Source organism: Lacticaseibacillus porcinae (assembly GCF_003946305.1).
In the GTDB taxonomy this organism is placed as follows: domain Bacteria; phylum Bacillota; class Bacilli; order Lactobacillales; family Lactobacillaceae; genus Lacticaseibacillus; species Lacticaseibacillus porcinae.
Map to the genome: position 1 here is coordinate 276,133 of NZ_RHNS01000001.1, position 19,465 is coordinate 295,597.

Annotated in this window: 17 protein-coding genes, 1 riboswitch and 1 other annotated feature; of the genes, 7 read left to right on the plus strand and 10 right to left on the minus strand. The window is 47.9% G+C overall.

Translation table 11 applies throughout. The features are described 5' to 3' along the window. Window positions 1-186 precede the first annotated feature (186 nt). Window positions 187-438: a binding site (T-box leader), on the plus strand. Between the two features lie 109 nt (window positions 439-547). Beyond that, window positions 548-1,834: an O-acetylhomoserine aminocarboxypropyltransferase/cysteine synthase family protein gene (locus EKM92_RS01285; protein WP_125707084.1), complete on the plus strand. Its 1,287-nt coding sequence runs from the start codon at window positions 548-550 to the stop codon at window positions 1,832-1,834. 44 nt (window positions 1,835-1,878) lie between these two features. On the opposite strand, the gene EKM92_RS01290 is transcribed toward EKM92_RS01285, so the two are convergent. Further along, complete coding sequence (locus EKM92_RS01290) at window positions 1,879-2,874, minus strand: helix-turn-helix domain-containing protein (protein ID WP_125707085.1); 996 nt, start codon at window positions 2,872-2,874, stop codon at window positions 1,879-1,881. An 82-nt stretch (window positions 2,875-2,956) separates the two neighbouring features. Between EKM92_RS01290 and EKM92_RS01295 the strand changes: the two genes are divergently transcribed. Beyond that, window positions 2,957-4,201 (plus strand): MFS transporter, encoded by a 1,245-nt coding sequence (locus EKM92_RS01295; RefSeq protein ID WP_125707087.1) that lies wholly within the window; start codon window positions 2,957-2,959, stop codon window positions 4,199-4,201. Window positions 4,202-4,260: 59 nt separating this feature from the next. On the opposite strand, the gene typA is transcribed toward EKM92_RS01295, so the two are convergent. The 5 genes from typA to EKM92_RS01320 all read right to left on the minus strand — a co-directional run bounded on the left by typA (window position 4,261) and on the right by EKM92_RS01320 (window position 9,081). Next, on the minus strand, window positions 4,261-6,102 hold the full coding sequence (gene typA / locus EKM92_RS01300; RefSeq protein WP_125707089.1) for a translational GTPase TypA: 1,842 nt from the start codon (window positions 6,100-6,102) through the stop codon (window positions 4,261-4,263). Between the two features lie 128 nt (window positions 6,103-6,230). Beyond that, complete coding sequence (locus tag EKM92_RS01305) at window positions 6,231-7,007, minus strand: inositol monophosphatase family protein (protein ID WP_125707091.1); 777 nt, start codon at window positions 7,005-7,007, stop codon at window positions 6,231-6,233. Further along, complete coding sequence (locus tag EKM92_RS01310) at window positions 7,004-7,285, minus strand: UPF0223 family protein (protein WP_125707093.1); 282 nt, start codon at window positions 7,283-7,285, stop codon at window positions 7,004-7,006. Before EKM92_RS01310 ends, EKM92_RS01305 begins: the two co-directional genes overlap by 4 nt. Window positions 7,286-7,288: 3 nt before the next feature. After that, window positions 7,289-8,155 carry a lactate dehydrogenase gene (locus EKM92_RS01315; RefSeq protein WP_125707095.1) on the minus strand — a complete coding sequence of 289 codons (867 nt, stop codon included), beginning with the start codon at window positions 8,153-8,155 and terminating at the stop codon, window positions 7,289-7,291. Between the two features lie 146 nt (window positions 8,156-8,301). Next, a complete protein-coding gene (locus EKM92_RS01320; protein WP_125707097.1) occupies window positions 8,302-9,081 on the minus strand; it encodes a hypothetical protein in 780 nt (259 codons plus the stop codon). A 230-nt stretch (window positions 9,082-9,311) separates the two neighbouring features. After that, window positions 9,312-9,473: riboswitch (M-box (ykoK) riboswitch) on the minus strand. Between the two features lie 234 nt (window positions 9,474-9,707). Here EKM92_RS01320 and def point away from each other — a divergent pair. After that, window positions 9,708-10,262: a peptide deformylase gene (gene def / locus EKM92_RS01325; RefSeq protein ID WP_125707099.1), complete on the plus strand. Its 555-nt coding sequence runs from the start codon at window positions 9,708-9,710 to the stop codon at window positions 10,260-10,262. A 667-nt stretch (window positions 10,263-10,929) separates the two neighbouring features. On the opposite strand, the gene EKM92_RS01330 is transcribed toward def, so the two are convergent. Then, a complete protein-coding gene (locus EKM92_RS01330; RefSeq protein WP_125707101.1) occupies window positions 10,930-11,376 on the minus strand; it encodes a hypothetical protein in 447 nt (148 codons plus the stop codon). Window positions 11,377-11,560: 184 nt separating this feature from the next. On the opposite strand from EKM92_RS01330, the gene EKM92_RS01335 reads away from it, so the two are divergent. From EKM92_RS01335 to EKM92_RS01350, 4 genes are all read left to right on the plus strand, one after another. After that, complete coding sequence (locus EKM92_RS01335; protein WP_125707103.1) at window positions 11,561-11,773, plus strand: DNA-directed RNA polymerase subunit epsilon; 213 nt, start codon at window positions 11,561-11,563, stop codon at window positions 11,771-11,773. A 4-nt stretch (window positions 11,774-11,777) separates the two neighbouring features. Then, window positions 11,778-13,460, plus strand: a complete 1,683-nt coding sequence (gene rnjA / locus EKM92_RS01340) for a ribonuclease J1 (RefSeq protein ID WP_125707105.1) — start codon at window positions 11,778-11,780, stop codon at window positions 13,458-13,460. Window positions 13,461-13,573: 113 nt separating this feature from the next. Continuing rightward, the gene (locus EKM92_RS01345) at window positions 13,574-14,476 is read left to right on the plus strand and encodes a serine hydrolase (protein ID WP_125707107.1); all 903 of its coding nucleotides are present in this window, start codon (window positions 13,574-13,576) and stop codon (window positions 14,474-14,476) included. A gap of 87 nt (window positions 14,477-14,563) precedes the next feature. Then, complete coding sequence (locus EKM92_RS01350; protein ID WP_125707109.1) at window positions 14,564-15,508, plus strand: diacylglycerol/lipid kinase family protein; 945 nt, start codon at window positions 14,564-14,566, stop codon at window positions 15,506-15,508. A gap of 87 nt (window positions 15,509-15,595) precedes the next feature. Here the strand turns inward: EKM92_RS01350 and EKM92_RS01355 are convergent, their stop codons facing one another. The 3 genes from EKM92_RS01355 to EKM92_RS01365 form a co-directional block, all read right to left on the minus strand. Beyond that, the gene (locus EKM92_RS01355; protein ID WP_125707111.1) at window positions 15,596-16,378 is read right to left on the minus strand and encodes a 2-keto-4-pentenoate hydratase; all 783 of its coding nucleotides are present in this window, start codon (window positions 16,376-16,378) and stop codon (window positions 15,596-15,598) included. Between the two features lie 439 nt (window positions 16,379-16,817). Next, window positions 16,818-17,342: a hypothetical protein gene (locus tag EKM92_RS01360; RefSeq protein ID WP_125707113.1), complete on the minus strand. Its 525-nt coding sequence runs from the start codon at window positions 17,340-17,342 to the stop codon at window positions 16,818-16,820. A 900-nt stretch (window positions 17,343-18,242) separates the two neighbouring features. After that, window positions 18,243-19,460: a GNAT family N-acetyltransferase gene (locus tag EKM92_RS01365; protein WP_125707115.1), complete on the minus strand. Its 1,218-nt coding sequence runs from the start codon at window positions 19,458-19,460 to the stop codon at window positions 18,243-18,245. Between the last annotated feature and the right edge of the window lie 5 nt (window positions 19,461-19,465).

A 19,465-nucleotide genomic window follows, 5' to 3' on the forward strand; every position in this document is an offset into this window, starting at 1 on the left:
AATTCCGTTTAAACGCGAACTTATTTTGAAAAACCATCTCCGTTTTCTTCAAAAACCGATTAATGTCGAGAATGGTTGATTCAGCGCAGGCGCGAGCAGCTGAAAACCCGATGAAACAGACTTTTTCAAAAAATATTTTAAAAAGGGGTTGCTTTTTGGTGAGGGAGCGATTAAAGTTAGTCTCAACAAATGGCAATGACGAGATAAGTAAAACGTCAAGCGTGCAAAGAGAGTCGACATTTGGTGGAAGTCGATCACGCAAACCGTTCGAAAATGGTCTTCGAGCCAGTGATCCGGCGAACAAGTTGCAAGCCGTGTCCGGGAGCGCCCGTTAAAGCGCTAAGGTATCTGTGGCAGTGTGGCCACATGTACCTGATGAGTGGTCGCTAGCGATAACGATCAAAACAACGGGTGGTAACACGACATGTCGTCCCGGATCCAGTACAATACTGGATCCGGGATTTTTTTATCCCCGCGATCAGGCCGGCCAGCCAGCTGCCCCACTCCTATACAACTCACACAACAAAAAACTTATGAGGTGCTTAACATGTCAGAAAACCAATATCGCTTCGAAACCTTACAACTTCACGCCGGCCAAGAACAACCAGATCCTGCGACAGGCGCTCGCGTTACCCCAATTTATCAAACCGCTAGTTTCGTCTTTAAAGATGCCAAGCAAGCCGCTGACCGTTTCGCTTTACGCGACGCTGGGAACATTTACGGTCGCTTAACGAACTCCACGAACGCCGCTTTGGAAGCACGCGCTGCTGCCCTTGAAGGTGGGACTGCTGCAATTTCCTTAGCTTCTGGTGCCGCTGCGGTGACTGCTTCAGTGTTAAATGTCACCGGTTCTGGGGACCATATCGTTGCTGCTTCGACTTTATATGGTGGCACCGTGGAATTATTCTCTGAAACCTTTAAGAAACTCGGGATTTCCACTACCTTCGTTGATCCAGACGATCCCCAAAACTTTGAAGATGCGATTCAAGATAACACCAAAGTGATTTTCTTTGAATCGTTAGGTAACCCTGCGATCAACATTGTCGATTTTGAAAAAGTCACTGCCCTCGCTCATAAGCATGGCATCATCGTGATCGTTGATTCCACTTTTGCGACCCCTTACTTGATCCGCCCATTTGATTATGGCGTTGATGTCATTGTTCACTCTGCTACGAAATTCATCGGCGGCCATGGCGCAACACTTGGTGGGTTGGTAATCGAAAACGGCAAATTCGATTATGAAGCTTCTGGTCGCTACCCTGGCTTCACTACCCCAGTTGCCTCTTATAATGGGATCGTTTGGAAAGACCTTGGGGACGCGGCGTTCACCACTAAGATCCGCGCTGAACATCTCCGTGACACTGGTGCCACCCTTGCACCACAATCGGCATGGTACTTACTGCAAGGCTTTGAAACCTTGAGCTTGCGGGTTGAACGCCATGTGGAAAACGCCCGCAAAGTCGTGAAGTTCTTAGAGGATAACCCAAAAGTCGCTTGGGTTTCCTACCCAGAAGCTAAGGGCTCCAAGTATGCGGATCTTGCCAAGAAGTACTTCCCTAAAGGCACTGGCTCCATTTTCACCTTCGGGTTAAAAGCCGGCCGTGAAGGTGCCATCTCCTTGATCAACCATTTGGAATTGTTCAGCTTGTTAGCTAACGTTGGTGACGCCAAGTCGTTGATCATTCACCCAGCTTCCACCACACATGCGCAACTCAGCGATGAACAACTCAAAGAAGCTGGCATCACCCCTGATTTGATCCGAGTTTCCATTGGGATCGAAAACAGTGACGATATTCTCGACGACTTGAAACAAGCCCTTGAATTCGTCGACTAATGTTAAAAAAAGCCTTGACGTCAGTCCCTCTGCGTCAAGGCTTTTTAGATATAAATCGCCCAATAATCAGGCTCAGCAACGGCATGATGGATCATCTCTAACCGCCGTTGCCACAGCTTTGACCACTGATGCAACCCTAAAGTTTCAAGCATCGATACCACTGTTTGACACATCGAATCGCCAGTCGCATCCCCTTGTGCTAAGTGCAACCACCCAGTTAAAAAACGGGTTTCTAACGCCCAGCGGACGCCATCTTCAGGGGTCAACGTCGTGCGCGCTGCCAACACTTCTTCAGCCCAGCCATATTGCTTGTTGTTGATGAACTTCGACACTGCGCCTTGTAATACCACCATCACCAACGCTTGGCCTTGAGGTAATTGACGCACCGCCTGACTACGCGTGACCGCAAGTTTGATCAAGCGATGCAAAGTTTCTGGTGGGATCGCGGTGGCAAACAACCGCAACAAGGTAAATTCAAAGATCCCCCAGGCATCTAAGGTAAACAAATAGGCGACTACAGGCTGACTCATTTGCGCAAGTTGATCAAATAATTGATCATCAAGCAACGGGTCAGCTTTTTGATTGGATTTGACGATCACTACGCCGATGTCTCGAGCCAATTGTAAAAACTGTTGCCAACGCGCAGTGCCACCGTCAGCGGTTAGGATCCCTGCACCGAGTTGTTTCATCGCCAGCAGTTGCGCTTGAGTCACCGAACGCGACGCACTGGTGTTATGGGCGATCGTTTCAACCAGTTCTAAAGTGAATGGGCCGTATGGCGTGGTCAAACTTGCAAGTGGCGCGATGTCTGGGGCTTGTTGCCAGGCAAGCGCTGTGCGTGGGATCAGCGCTTGAAAGAATTCTTCCGGCGTGACATTGATGCGATCAAGCAAATGCCACAACCGCGCAAAGCCGATGGCGCGCTCATCACGTTCAAATTTACTAATAAATGCAAGTGAACATTGATCATCAGCAACCTGTTGCAACGTCAAATGCCGCGCTAATCGCAACTGTCGAAACACTGGGCCGAGTTTTTGCATATCTTTTCTCCTATTGGATAATTTTCCCTGATCAACGCTATTTTCCCGCTATTGTAGGGACATTGCAACAGGAGGAATCCCTATGTCAAAATCTCATCAACAACTATGGCTCGCAAGTCTTGCCGCCACCGCTTCAACGTTAGGCAGTGCAGTATTTGGCTTTGGCTTGAGTTTATACCTACTCGCAAAAACCGGATCAAATATCAGTTTTGCCTTATCAGTCGTGATCCAACCTCTCGTCGGCTTAGCCTTGATGCCAGTGGTAGGTCCTTTTGTCGATCGCCACTCGAAAAAAGCGGTAATTTTATGGAGTCAACTCGCGAGTATTATCGCGTTGATCGGCTTTGCATTGACCTTTACGCAAACTACTCATTTGTTCGCGTTGAGTATCATGCTACTGATCGCGTTGCGCGCCAGTGATCAATTCACCAGTACCGCACAACAAGCATCAAAAATTAATTTAGTTGAAGCCGAGCAACTTCAAGCGTTGACTGGCTACCAACAAGTCGGCCAAAGCTTATCTGGGATCTTTGCGTCAATGCTTGGGGCAGCACTTTATGCGATGTTGCCATTTGTCTGGCTGATCATTGCAGAAGTCATTTGTGAAGCGATCGCCTTGATCGCAACTTGGGGATTAAACTTTCATTTTGCCCAAAATCAAACATTGTCCAGCGAATCACAACCGCATTGGCAACAATTCAAAAGTGGCTTCACCTACTTGAGCCATCAAAAAGCCTTATTTGCGTTTATCACGATTGCCGTCGGTTTAAATTTGCTGGGGACGATCGATGCAGTGGGATTGCCAGTGATGTTACTGAAAACGATGCACTGGCCGGCTTGGCGTTATGCCTTAGGCGACACCGCTTTTGGGATCGGGACGCTACTAGCAAGTTTACAATTATCGCGGCGGCCACCACTGACGCATCCGCTTCAAGTCGCTTGGCGATTTAGTATGATGTTTGGTGGCTGGTTAGCAGGGTTAGGATTAGTCGGCGTGCTCCATGCCCACACCACTGTGGCAACGATCATATTAGTCATCACCCAGGCATTGCTAGGCTGGAATCAAAACTGGTTGAATATTCCGTTCAGCGTCTGGGTCCAAACGACAGTTCCGCAAGATTTACAAGGCCGCGTCTTCAACTTGATTTCCACGATGGTGATGGCGGCGATGCCTTTAGGGGTCGGGTTATATACGTTAGTGTTCAGCGTCACGGCGATATCAGCATTCTGGTGGCAACCGTTTGTGTTTGCAATGGCAGGTCTGGTCGTCGTTGGCTTTAGCTTTCTCAGTATTCGTCTGCGTCACCTCGATTTGAGTAATCCGTAATCACAAAAAAGCTCACCGCAGATGATCTGCGATGAGCTTTTTCAATAGAAGGCAATCAATTAGTTGGTTGCTTTCTTCTTTTTCTTGTCGGCTTTTTGACGTTCGCCGGTGTTCAAGATCTTCTTGCGTAAACGCACAGATTCAGGCGTTACTTCGCAAAGTTCGTCTTCGTTCAAGAATTCGATCGATTCTTCAAGCGAAAGCTTCTTAGGGGTCTTGATCGCAGCGGCGTGGTCTTTACCAGACGCACGGGTGTTGGTCAAGTTCTTACCCTTAGTGGCGTTAACAGCGATATCCATTTCACGGGAGTTAGCGCCGACGATCATGCCTTCGTAAACTTCAGTGCCGGCATCGATGAACAATTGGCCACGATCTTCGATGGATTGCAACGAGTAAGTGGTTGCTTGACCGGCGTTGATGGAAACTAACGCACCGGTGTTACGACCAGGTTCCCAGTTGCGAACCACTGGCAAGTACTTTTCAAAGGTGTGGTTCATGATCCCGTAACCACCAGTAGAAGATAAGAATTCAGTGGAGTAGCCGATCAAACCACGAGAAGGGGCAAGGAAAGTCAGGCGGGTTTGACCGTTACCTTCGTTTTCCATGTTCTTCATTTCACCTTTACGTTGCGCCATAGCATCGATAATGGACCCAGTGTATTGTTCTGGGGTATCGATTTGAACTTCTTCAAATGGTTCGCAAAGCTTGCCATCGATTTCGCGATAGATAACTTCTGGGCGACCCAGTTGTAATTCAAATCCGGCACGACGCATTTCTTCAACTAAAATGCCAAGGTGTAATTCCCCACGGCCAGAAACCATCCAAGCACCAGCTTGGTCAGTGTCGTCAACACGTAAGGACACGTCAGTTTGAAGCTTGCCTTTAAGGTAGTCTTCAAGCTTACGAGCAGTGACCTTGTCACCTTCACGCCCAGCAAAAGGAGAATCGTTTTGCATGAACATCATTTGCAAGGTAGGTGGATCGATCCGCAAAATCGGTAAGGCTTCTGGATGCGCTGCGTCAGCAACCGTTTCGCCGACATAAATGTCATCCATACCAGAAACGGCAATCAAGTCCCCTGCTTTAGCAGTTTGGACTTCGACCCGCTTCAACCCGAAGAAACCAAAGATCTTAGTGACCCGGAAGTTCTTGGAAGAACCGTCAAGCTTCAACACGGAAACATTGTCGCCAACAGAGATCGTGCCACGGAAGACACGGCCGATCCCGATACGACCAACATAATCATTATAGTCAAGCATGGAAACTTGGAATTGTAATGGTTCGTCAGAGTTGTCAACTGGTGCTGGGATCGTCTTCACAATGGTATCAAACAATGGCACCATTGTGTGTTCTTGATCAGCAGGATCGTCAGAATAAGAGCTAGTCCCGTTGATGGCAGAAGCGTAGACAATTGGGAATTCCAATTGATCTTCGTCGGCACCGAGGTCGATGAACAATTCAAGGACTTCGTCAACAACTTCTGCAGGACGAGCGCCTGGACGGTCGATTTTGTTGATGACAACAATTGGCGTCAAGTGTTGTTCCAAAGCTTTTTTCAAAACAAAGCGAGTTTGTGGCATCGTGCCTTCAAAGGCATCCACAACCAACAACACGCCGTCGACCATTTTCATGATCCGTTCAACTTCGCCACCGAAGTCCGCGTGTCCTGGGGTATCCACGATGTTGATGGTGGTATCCCCATATTTAACGGCTGTGTTTTTGGACAAGATAGTGATCCCACGTTCCTTTTCGATCGCGTTAGTATCCATAGCGCGGTCTTGAAGGTCAATGTGTTCGTCCAAGGTATCTGATTGCTTCAGCATTTCGTTGACCAAGGTGGTCTTACCGTGGTCGACGTGGGCAATAATCGCAATGTTCCGAATATCGTCGCGAGTCTTCAAGTGTTCTACTTCCTTTCGAGGTGGTGCAACTATTTAATCATAAAAAAACGTGCCGACATCGACACAGTATCCGATTTGAAATTATAGCACAAAAGCACCACGCGTGTCATAATTTTCAGAAAATAAATCTACGCGTTCATCATTGCCATGATTTGCGCATGGGCTTTAGGCATTGCCGCAACGACGACGCCAGGTTCTAATAATGCCAGTGCATCGCCGTTTGGCCGGGTTACTTTAAGGCCAAACGCCGCCCCGATCGCCATGCCAGCAGCCACATCCCAAGGTTGTAAATAGGAAATATAACCGACTTGTTGCCCTAGCGATACGGACTTAAATTCGATCCCAGCACTGCCTAATAACCGCGGGCCTGACGAGGCTAAGGCAATGTCTGCCACATGTAAGCGATTGTTGATCAACATTGGGCCGTTGACGCCGAGCAACCCTTCAGACAATGGCATATCTTCTGGATGTGGCAATAATTGATCATTCTTCATCAATGGTACATCTGGCCCACCGGTGATCAATTCATCGCGCCACACATCTAAAATCGCCCCATATAATGGTGCGCCGTCGAGGTAAACGCCGATCATCACCGCAAAGTTGGCTTTTTGTTTGACGAAGTTCATCGTCCCATCGATAGGATCGATGATAAACACCAAGCCTTTGAGGCGATCAATTTTTTCATGATGCCCTTCTTCGCCTTCGATATGGGCTTCAGGATAGGCGGCTAAGATCTGAGTCACCAGAAATTGTTGATTCATTTTATCAACGTTGGTCACCAAGTCCTTGCGCGATGATTTGGTGTTCACCGTTAATGGTGATTGCATCGCCAACAAAATTTGTTGGCGACTCGCCGCAAGCCACTGTCTGACATTTAAGTCGAGTTGTTTTAAGTCAATTGTCATGATAAGTGGACCCGTACTTTTTGTTGGACGCCGGAGCGGGCCATTTTCACAACGGTATATAACGAATAGCCGCTGACTTCTTCAAAGTCGCGACCGAGTTGTTTTTCTGTGGCTTTGTCTGGCACCACTGACTTAAAACCGCGATAAGCTGCTAACAAATTGTCGCGATCAACGCCATGTTCATAGGCATCTTCCACTAATTGATAAAAGGTGGTGACTTTGATCATGTCATCAGTGGACCAATCCATGTCCAATGGGTATTGGTAGTTAGGTTTCATGGGTTATTCTCCTTGAATCGCTGCCACTTGAGCAGCTTGGGTAGTTTTCACGGTTTCTAACGCCGCCATTTCAGCATCAGCTGCAGTCATTGTGGCTAAGACTTGAGCGCCTTGTTCATTAATTAACACTGGGATCGACCAAGCCGCCGCTTCATCGATCACCGTTAACGGTGCCAGTAGCGGCTGGCCGAAGAATCCGGCAAGCACGCGTTGCACTAATGCCGGCCAAAAAATCGCTGCTTCACCTTGCGCATATTGACTGACAGCATCTGCGACTTGCGTTAACAAGGGGTTGGCCATACCATCAACAGGTGGCAATAACGCCAGCAACGGTGTCGCCGCCACATAGGCTCGACTCCATAATAACACCGGTTGACTCGCAGTGCCGACTGCATATGCCGTCATTTGTCGTCGCGGCACATGCAATGCAGCAGACGCAAGGCGTTCAAAGCACGCGCTCATCCCAAAAGTCCCGAGTCCGATCACTGTTTCTTTGGCTAATCCGGAAAAGCGTTGGGCAAAATAAGTCAACACTGCATCTTCATGAGCGGCGATCAAGACTTTTCCTTGAAAGCCAGCGGCCATTGCCGTGCTCATCACCTTGCGCAGTTGATCCAACATCGTTTGTTGAAAGTCTGAACCAGTGGCTTCACCAAAATCTGTGACCACCAAGGCATCGACACTGGCCCACCCTTTTGCCGTAAGTTTCACGATCGGATTGTGGCCCATTTCACTCAACAACGCTAAGCTGTCGATGGATGGCACATCCGGTGATAAAATACTGAGTTCTAATGGTAGTGAACTTTCAATTAAGGTTTTGATGACGGCAGTCGTTAACCGACTTTGCCCACAAATCACGACTTTTCGCATGATCAGCCTCCCAAGCTTATTATCTAGATTTTAGCAAATTCTTAATCAGATTAAAAAGACACCACCGTTACAATGTGCAGTCATTTTGTCGACGAAAATAAAAAACCTCATACCCGGTAAATCAGGAATGAGGTCAACTGACAAAATCATCTAGACGTCCACGAGACTGGGTCTTGGTTGTATTGGAATGCAGATAAGGTCGCTGCATGCCGAACATGGCCAACCAAGGTGTCTGAATCAAAATCGTTGTCGTTTTGGGTTTGTGGATCTACCGGTGTGCGGTGGCTTGCGATATGGGCAACCACAAAAGCAATTGGCGCAAACAGTACCCGCAACCCTACTTGCAACCCTGCGATCACTGCAATGGTTGGCCGGCTCATTAAAGCAGGCAGCAAGGTATCTAAGCAAAACCGTGAGGCGCCCACTGCGGCAACCGTCACAGTTTGATCAGTCGTCAACGCACTGCCTGCGATTGCAAGGTCTGCGTCAGGCGTCACGCCGACTAAGTTCAACAAGCCTTTAAGTAGCTTCGGCATGTCTACCGCTTGATCAGTCCACACATCCACTGGCAACACCATGCCTGCTTGACCGATCAATTGGTCGCCTGGCACTAATGCCGCAACTGGTTCCAGCCGTGCAAGACCATCACGAACCACTAAAACTTTATCATCGTTTGACGCAAATTGATTAAAGAAATGACGTAAGCTCAGGTTGGCAATCACTGCCAAGCCAGCCATCACGATCAGTAAGCTCATCGCCATGACGTCGTGACCCAATAATGCAGCCACGACGCTTAAGCCGACAGTTAACGCCAATACTGGCGTCCAAGCCAAAGAGAACTTGGCTTGTGGTGCTTGGCGCAAAGACATTTTTGCTTTGCGCACTTCTACGCGGGACAACCCGCCGTATTGTTGCATCTTCAGCATCGTTTTCACCTCGTGTCCGGAGGTTTGAGATGCGCCGATTATTTCATTAAATGAAGTGGTGGCACAGTCACAAATCTTCCGGGATCTGCATTATCGGGACTACCACCATCAACTGCTGTTTGTAACATATGCTCACCACCTTTCATTCACCGTCCGCCGGGATCTCATTTTGATTGCGGGTGTGCACCCCCACAATATAAAAAGCGCCCGCCGATTGAGCGCACGCAATTATTGCATCCCAATCGTGAAGTTTTAGCACTATACGCCTAGAAGAATTCTTCAGCTACGTTAACACAAACCTTATCGGTAAGCGTGGTTGACTCATTGGCATCTCTGGATGTTTCTGAGCAGCAGCATTGTTCGTATAGGAGCCTCGCCTAACGGAAAGCACCGTATTTGATTTGCTTCTATATTGTAACGAGTCAAGCCGGGTGTGTCAAGTTTTTACCTTCGGCGACGTTAAATGTTTTTTCACGCCCAGGTCGATGCGAATGAATTGCGGCGCCATTGCGTTTTGCGGCAAAAATTATCGCAGTGCTTTTCTTGCGTTCGACCTTGCGTGACGCTTTTTTCAGTCCACAGCTTGTGGTAGAGTAGAAAGTAAGTTATCAATGGAGGAAACAGCCGTGTATTTAATGAAAGATATCACCCGCGACGGCGCAAAAGTCTTGCGCGAACATGCCGCCAAAGTTGAATTTCCATTGTCCGAAGCCGATCAAAAGTTGGCCCATGACATGATGGAATACTTGGTCATCAGCCAAGATGAAGAACAAAATGCCAAATACAAGTTGCGCCCAGGTGTCGGCTTAGCAGCCCCTCAAGTTGGCGTCGGTGAAATGATGGCCGCCGTCCTTGTCCCAGGTGCAGATGATGAGATCTTGTTTAAAGAAGTCTTGATCAACCCTGTGATCATCAGCCACTCGGTGCAACCTGCGGCTTTGTCTGAAGGCGAAGGCTGCTTGTCTGTCGACAAAGACATTCCAGGCTATGTCGTCCGTCACGACCGCATCACCATTCGCTACCAAAACATGGATGGCGAAACCAAAAAGATCCGCTTAAAGAACTACCCTGCGATCGTTTGCCAGCATGAAATCGATCATTTAAATGGGATCTTGTACTACGACCATATCAATAAGGAAGAACCTTTCCATATTAAAGGCAACGCAGTCTTGATCGACTAAAACAAAAAAATCAGGTTGAGACGTCATTGTCTCAACCTGATTTTTTGCTTTTGATGCCCGCCATCAGGCGACAGTGATTTGAAATGGGGCCTCCAGCTGGCTCGCCGCTACATAGTGAGGGTCCTCGGGAAAGCTAGCCTGGATGTCTCGCTTCGCTCACCACCAGCCGGATCTTTCCCTGCGGCTTTCCGTAAGCGACAAGTCGCTAACGGAAATCTCACTATGTAGCGGCGGCCAACTTCCGTCCCCATTTCAAATCTCTTCCACTATCCAGGCACTATCACTTGGTGACTACGAATCAAATTCTGCTTATGTTGATATCATGCTTAGGCTTGCGAATGATGTCATCACATCAACGTTTTTGATTTGTAAGCTAGCAACATCAACGAAGAAAAGCTGTGGGCGGAGATGATTTGGCAAAACGAAGGTGAATTGGACAATTGCCTGTGGCAGTGAAATCAAGAATGATGCCGGTCTTTGGCAGCATGCGCAGATTTCACCGGCAAATATTGAACCAAAACGTTCTTCTTTGGTTCAATATTTAGATGTAAGAACATCGGCGCACTTTGCCGATTTCTGGAATCGGCCGCACCGGCAACTTGTCAAATTCACCGCAGTGGCGCCAAATCGTCGTAGCCCACAGCTTTTCGTGCCGGAGGTAAGACGTTTAAACGCGGCGGACGTCTTGGACATATTCACGAGTGGCAGCATTTGAGACATAAGCCACGTCAAAATGCACCTGTTCATCGCGGGTCCACCAATCGGTCACCACCAAGCTTGGTGAAAGCTTGGTGCTATTTTCATTATTTGCTGAAGTTTGAGCGTGTAAAGCTTGTTCGAAGCGATCTAAGGCAATCGGCGGCGTGACTTTTGGCATTTGATATTCAAAGGCCATGATCCCATGCCCCCACACATCAGCGACTGGTTGTGAGGACACGTCATGTTTTGATGAGACGCCTAGTTGCGTTAAGGCTTGAGTCACTGCTTCATCACAAGCTTTTTGGTTGTGGCGCATTAACACTTTCATTGCGCGTTTACGGCGGGCGACACGCCAACGGATCACAGCAATTGCGATGACGATCACCAGCAAGATCCCAATTATCCAGATTGCCATAAGCATCCTCCTTCAAAAACGTTTTTCTACTATCTATAATGTAACACGTTGGCCCCGTGGCGCACACGTCTTGTTTATGCTAAGATATAGAGTAACTGTTGAACTTTCAACAAATGATCGGTCAATGTGAAATTTTACCCCAGCAACTGGGGCGATTTTTTGCGTATTCGAAAGGAGCTTATTTATGATCTACAAAGTATTGTACCAAAAAGACAAGGTGGTCAACCCTCGCCGCGAAACCACTCAAACCCTTTATATCAACGCCGACTCCGCTGTGGCGGCACGTAGCTTGGTGGAAGAAAACACCCCATACAACATCGAATACGTGCAAGAATTGTCAGGCAAATTCTTGGAATTCGAACAAAAAGAACCTGACTTCAAGTTGACGGAGTTCTAATTGAATGAAACTCAACATTAAGAACAACGAAACTGCCGTATTTGCCATCGGCGGTTTAGGCGAAATCGGGAAAAATATGTATGGGGTCCAATACCAAAACCAGATCATCGTCATTGACGCTGGGATCAAGTTCCCAGAAGATGATCTGTTAGGTATCGACTATGTGATTTCCGATTATTCCTATTTGGTGCAAAACCAAGACAAGATCAAAGCCTTGGTGATCACCCACGGGCATGAAGACCATATCGGCGGCATTCCTTACTTCTTAAAACAAGTGCCGAATGTCCCAGTCTTCGCCCCACCGTTGGCTGCGGCATTGATCCGCGGCAAGCTTGAAGAACATGGCTTGGTCCGCTCAACCAAAATGACGGAACTCAAAGAAGATTCCGTCTTGAAGTTTGGGCCGATCACCGTTGACTTCTTCCGCACCACCCACAGTATTCCTGATACATTAGGGGTTGCGGTCCACACGCCAAGTGGTGTGATCGTTGAAACTGGGGATTACAAGTTTGACTTGACTCCAGTTGGCGACCAACCGGCACCGAACTTGCAAAAAATGGCCCGTTTAGGCGAAGAAGGCGTTTTGCTGTTGATGAGTGATTCCACCAACGCTGAAATTCCTAACTTCACCAAGTCTGAACGCTTCGTCGGCCACTCGATCCGCCACATTTTTGATGGGATCGACGGGCGGATCATTTTTGCCACCTTTGCGTCCAACATTTCACGGATCGCGCAAGCTGCTGAAGCGGCGATGGCGCATGGCCGTAAAATCGCTGTTTTCGGGCGTTCAATGGAAACTGCCATGATCAACGGCCGCGAGCTTGGCTACTTGGATATTCCTGATGACGTGTTGATCGACGCCCATGAATTAAACAAGTTGCCTGCCAACGAAGTCATGATTTTATGTACCGGTTCTCAAGGTGAACCAATGGCCGCTTTATCGCGTATCGCCAACGGTACCCACCGCCAGATCTCGATTCAACCTGGCGACACCGTGATCTTCTCCTCCAACCCGATCCCAGGTAACACCACTAGTGTCAACCACGTGATCAACGAATTGGAAGAAGCTGGCGCTGAAGTCATTCATGGTAAAGTCAACAACGTCCACACTTCTGGTCACGGTGGCCAAGAAGAACAAAAGTTGATGTTGCGGTTGATGAAGCCGAAATACTTCATGCCGATCCACGGTGAATACCGGATGCTCAAGATCCACACTGAGTTAGCGCAAGAAACCCACATTCCAGAAGAAAACTGCTTCATTATGGAAAATGGTGACGTGTTAGCGTTGACTGCTGATTCCGCTCGCCGCGCTGGTCACTTCCCTGCTGCTGATGTGTACATTGACGGCAATGGGATCGGTGATATCGGCAATGCCGTGATCCGCGATCGTCGCACGCTTTCTGAAGAAGGCTTGGTTGTCGTGGTGGCGACTATCAACATGCAAAAACAAGCGGTATTAGCTGGACCTGATCTCTTATCTCGCGGGTTCATCTACATGCGTGAATCTGGTGAATTGATCAACCAAGCCCAACGCCGCGTTTACCGCACCATCAAAAATACCTTTAAGAGCAACGAAAAAGTCACTGAAGGCATGCTGAAAGATGCGATCACTTCAAATCTGCAAAGCTTCTTGTTCGATAAAACCGAACGCCATCCAGTGATCTTACCGATGTTGATCTTACTGTAAAACTTGAACCGACCTGCTTTGTCGCAGATCGGTTTTTTATTGCAATTTCCTAAGCATTTCAATAGTAAGCGATTACAAAATATGAGATAATCCCCTTATTGGGGGGATTACTAATGTCAACAAAACCACGGCGATTAAAACCAAATGTCAAACGCGCGTTATGGCTGATTACAGTGCTTTTATTAGCAGGTTTATTTAAATGGCGCGCCAACTTGATCGCAACGACCCTTACGCCTGCCCCTCAACTCACTCAATCTGATACCAAAGCCAAACCCACTGCCGCGCAAGTCAAAGCCACCCTTAAACAACAATGGACCAAACAATTGGCCAAAACGCCAAACCTACCGGTCAGCATTGCGGTAACGTCCAAGCAATATCATTTCACCTTGGCGATGAACAATCACAAAGCCTCTGCCCACACCACTGCCAGCATCGTCAAAGTCGCAATGCTCGCGCAATTGCTGCATCAACATGCCCAACATCACACCACATTAACTGAAACTGAACGCGCTGCGGCAACTGGTGCGATCAAACATTCCAACAACGCTGATGCCAACACGTTATATCACGCCATCGGCCAAGGCCAAGGGTTGACCAGTTTATTCAGCAGCTTGAAAATGACGCAATCCCGCGCTTATGCCTCAGGCTGGGTCAGCACCACCACTACAGCTAGTGATCAGTTAATCTTATTAAATGAAATTTTTGGTGATGGCACTTACCTCACGGCGAAATCAAAAGCTTATATCAAAGATCTGATGCAACATGTCGCCGCTGATCAAAACTGGGGCATCAGTGCCGGCAGTCGCGATTTCGCATTGAAAAACGGTTGGCGGTTGAATGGTCACAACAACACTTGGATCGTTAATTCGATCGGGGAAATCGGTTCTGGTGACGATTCAGCGACGATCGCGATTTTAACCGATCAAAATTCTGGTTTGAAAACAGGTATCGCGCAGGTTGAAAAGCTCGCCAAACTCACTGGTGACACTTTAAATTTGCCAGCATCCAGAAATTAAGCACTTACTTTTCTCAACGTGATTGTTTTTGTCAATTCGCCTCTGTATAATTAATAGAGTATTTTCGTCGAAAAAGAGGAGTATTCTATGGCAGCGGGGTTCTACTACATCATTTTCAATCCAGCAGCAGGCGCAGGCACTGCTGTGGACACCTTTAAAAAGATCCAAGCGCGCTTAGATTCGCAGCATATCGACTATGAAATCAAAGTGTCGCGTTATTCCGGCCATACCATTCAACTTGCCAAACAAATCGGTGGCTTCAACCACCGAGAAAATGCGGTGATGTTGGTGATCGGCGGCGATGGCACCTTAAATCAAGCGATCACCGGTTTACATCAAACCGAACATCCAGATATGCCAGTGGCCTATATTCCAGCAGGCTCTGGTAACGACTTTGCGCGCGGCGTCGGGTTATCACAAGATCCACTGAAAGCCTTAGATCAAGTGTTAGCTGCCGACCACCCCACTGTGATCGACATTGGCCATTACACGGAAAGAACCCGGGGTGAATCTGGGTACTTCGTCAACAACATTGGCGTCGGCTTTGATGCCGCGGCAGTGGCAGCGACTAATCGCAGTCGCTTCAAAACCATCCTCAACCGCATGCATCTTGGCAGTTTAGCTTATATCGTTGGCGTGATCGGTGTATTCTTTTCACGCAAGCCCTTCCCAGTGGCGATTTATGTCGATGGCAAGCGGACCTACATTCAACAAGCCTTCCTCGTCACCACCACCAATCACCCTTACTTTGGCGGCGGCGTCCGCATTTTACCAGGGGCAGATCCTCGCGACGGCAAGCTCGATTTGATCGTGGTCGAACACCTCAACACGCCGTACTTCTTATTCTTGTGTTTACAGTTATTGCTGGGTCGTCACACCAAATACAAGCGCGTGCATGTGTTTGAATCCCCACGCATTGAACTTGAGACCCCATCGCTTGAATTTGGGCAAATGGATGGGGAAGAACTCGGCAGTCGCCCTTATGAATTAAGTTTCCATGTTGAAAAACAAAATTTCTGGTTCGTCGTTTAACGCCAAACAAAAACACCGACATTTTCCACGTGTCGGTGTTTTTTTCACATGACTGAATTGAATGATTTGTAATAAGAAAAATGGTTTTTAGTTTAAATCAAATGATACGGTACCAAAATATTTATCGAATTTAGCTTCATAATGGCCTTTGGTAGCATGCGGTGGCAACAAGAATGTCCCACTGGAAACTTTAGTCCCTGCTGGGAAGTCGTGCCCTTGGGCAGCGAGCTTCTCCACTAACCACTTCAAGGAATTCAAGGGGTTGCCAAGAACTTCACTTGAAGCCCCGTTGGCAAGTTCTTCACCATCTTTAGTCAACGTCGCATGGACATTGGCGAGATCATCAACGGTGAAGCTGTCTTTGGAAGCTGGCGCATAAACTACGCGGCCAGCAACTGCAGAATCTGAAACCACTAAGTATTTGCCTAACGCTGGGAACCAATCAGCAAAGCGAGAATCTGGTAATTCAACGGCGCCAGAGACGCTGGTTTTCTTCAACAAGTCTTCAACGGAATCTTCTGGGGTCAACGCTTCGTTTGCCGTAAACACCAATTCGACTTCCAACAAAGGATCCATCAAATCTGAAAAAGGTACGGTTTCACCAGATTTGACCCAAGAGCCTTCAACTTCAGCGCCGTAAAATGGCGAATCAGAATCAAACATTTTTTGCGTTTCTTCTGACGTCAATGAAACTTTGTAGCCAGCGACTGGCTTGTTTTTCAAGGCGGTGAAGGCCCATTGCACGCGATACGCAGAATCATAATCCGTGACTTTGGCATCGTAATCTGCCATCGTCAAAGGTTTCTTGGTGGTCAATGCTTGGTACAAGTCGTTTGCAACAGTTTGTTCTTGTTTAGTGGTTTCACTCATATTAATAGCCTCCATTGGCAGTGCCAATTGTTATTTTTTAACACACGGACCTATTCAACTGGGTGGGTCACGCGTCGCTGCAGTCGACAAAAAGCGCCCCATCAGACATTTGTCTGACGGGGCGCTTTTGCGCGGTACCACCCGTGAGTTAGCACTTGTCACCAAGTGCCACTTAGCACGTACGGCGATCGATTCGGCCAAGAACGATCGCGATACGCCGGCCAGATATTGGTGGCCACCCAGTACCGCTACTTATCACAGTACAACTCAGAGGTGATCGGTCTGATAGCTTTTGCAGATCCCCTTGCACCAAACGGGACTCGCTGGCTGCGACGCTATCGACACATCCTCTTCAACGTTTTGTTCCTTGTGTTGTGATTAATATAAACCGTTCATGAGGATTCGTCAACTGTTTTTTCGTTATTTTTTAATTCAATTCTTAGACAGTTGGTAAAATGTCGTACAAACACCACACCATGTCTGGTTCAAACTTTGCGAGCATCGGCGTATCCTGTGGCAACAAATTTGCGCTAGTGATGCAATAACGATACCCACACTCGCGATAATCTTCATAGGCTTGCGCCTTGCTCCCAGCATAATCAACAGGATAATCCCCTGCGCCTAATTGATGGCGCAACAAGTTCTCAGTTGCCGGATGAATGATGGCGGCATCTTTTGCATATTGCGGATTTTCGATCAAGACCATCGCCTGCAATGGGCGGTGAAAGACTTGACGCAGTGACAGTTGATTGGAATATTCATAACACAATTCCCGCCAACCAAAATCTGGACGGGCACTTTGATACGCAACGGGTAACAAGAATTGATCGCCGGCATAATCGGCAAGTGCGGCGATGATCTCATCAAAGTTTGGGTGCAGTTGAATCTCTGGATGGGCAATGCCAGGAATATGCGTGGCGGCATCATAACTATCTGTGGTTTTAGGACCAAGGGTGTGGATCATAGGTTTCCTCCAAGAAAAAAGTTCAGTAACGAATGATGTTAGGCAGCGTCAGTGTTTCAACAAACTATACCAATATGCCTCCAGCACGAAAATCTGTGGGCTCCGATCAAAAGCGTTCCGGCGGGCTAGTCATGGAACGCGATGACGCTCGTCGGAGCTAACTCGCAAAGAACGCGAGTGGATCTCCTTCTCGCTGGGCTCTAAGCGATAAATCGCTAAGAGCCCCACGGCTGATGACTAGCCCGCCTCCACGTTTTTAATCTCCGCCCACAGATTTCGACATTGATATGGCTGGCTTACCAATCAAATACGTCGATGCGACGACATCATTCAAATGACGAAACGTGATATCAACGTAGACATCAGGTGACAGTGGACTAGTGGAGTGGAAGTGATTTGAAATGGGGACGGAAGCTGGCCGCCGCGACATCGTGAGAACGCAGTTGGCGGTTTACCGCCTACTGCGTTCCGCAGGTCGAGATCCGGCGAGTGGGGAGCGTAGCGACACATCTCGGCTAGCTCGGATTCGGACCCTCACTATGTCGCGGCGAGCCAGCTGGAGTCCCCATTTCAAATCACTGAAACGGAGCTCGTCCAGTGTCCTGACGGCGGCACGAAACACTGACGCTGCAGGATAGCGACAATGATATCGCGCAAATAAAAACACGACCTTGCAGCTTGCAAGATCGTGCGGAAAAGTTGAATTTCTCTTCCTCAGATCAACCACCTCTGAGGAAAATCTTTCTCAGACATGGACGCAAGCCAATACGCGTCCATGCCAGCATGGACGCTATCTGAAAAAGAAAAAGTTAAATTGAAAGTGGTTGTTCAACATTTTGAAATCCTTCGTTCATTAGAATAATCTCATTAAACCACACTCACACGCAATCGTCAACGCGATCAGAAGTAATCAGAGAAGTAAGGTTCTTCCATTGGGATGATGCTTTCCAAGTTTTTCAACGCAGCTTTTGACGCATGTAGCCGTTCGATCCGTGCCAAGTAAGACGGTCGACGATAACTCATCAACATCGTGGTCAACGTTTGAATGTCGACGTCCACAGCATCCCCGACTGGACGGTTGGTGACTTCGACTTCCCCTTTTTCATTCCACCACAACCCAAAAGTCTTATTGTTCCAATCTGCTAAAGGATCAGACACATTGAAGTGGATCGGCTTGCCGACTTCTGCGAAAGGATATTCTTTCAAGAACTCGGCAACGTCGACGATCCGCGCCATGAAGTAAGGGTGAATGGTTTGTTTGATGTCGCCATCTGATAACAAGAAATGTAGCGGTTCGTTTTTATAAATGTTGCCGCGGACATGTTCCACCATCGAAAAATGCGCCGACACAAAGTTCCATAACCCGACTCGCGCTTCTTGGGTGTTGTAGACCATTTCTTTGATGTGGAAAACTTCATTGGCGATCCAATACAACACATAGCCTTGGGGTTGGTCTTGCGCGTCGTAATACACCCCGGCAATGCGTTCTTCTTCGTTTTCCCAACGCCAATATTCATCCCAGTTGAGTTGGTTGCGGATCATGGCACCATGATTGTGCTTGGCATAAGTTTGATAAGTCGAGATCACATCAGGATCATCGATTTCCAATCGTTCCACATGACCTGGTGTCGGTTGTGGCTTTGGCAATTGGGTATCTTTGACATCAAAAGTCAAATGATCGGACATGATCTCCCACCCTTTTTTGCGGTAAAAAGGAATGGAGTATGGGTAAAGATAAGAGATCCACTGCTTATGCGCACGCATGTGTTGCAAGGCTAAGCGGATCAAGTCATGCATCAAACCATGGCCTGCATATTCAGGATAAGTCCCGACTCCAGTTAAGCCGCCCATTTTCACTTGTTTGCCGTGGAGGTTCACGGTACAAGGGTAAATGGCGAGTTGGGAGATCAGTTGATCATCGTGAAACCACCCGATCACATCAGATTTCTCCAACACTGGGCGCTTGGCGCGTTCCAATTCGCCTTCTTCATAACCTGATTCTTCAACTTCTTTGGCGGTCACTTGAAAGACATAAGCTAACAAGTCGTTAAATTGTTCCAAATACTCTAACGTCACCGGTTTAATGGTGAGTTCTTTGCGTATATTATTGTCGTCCATCTCGA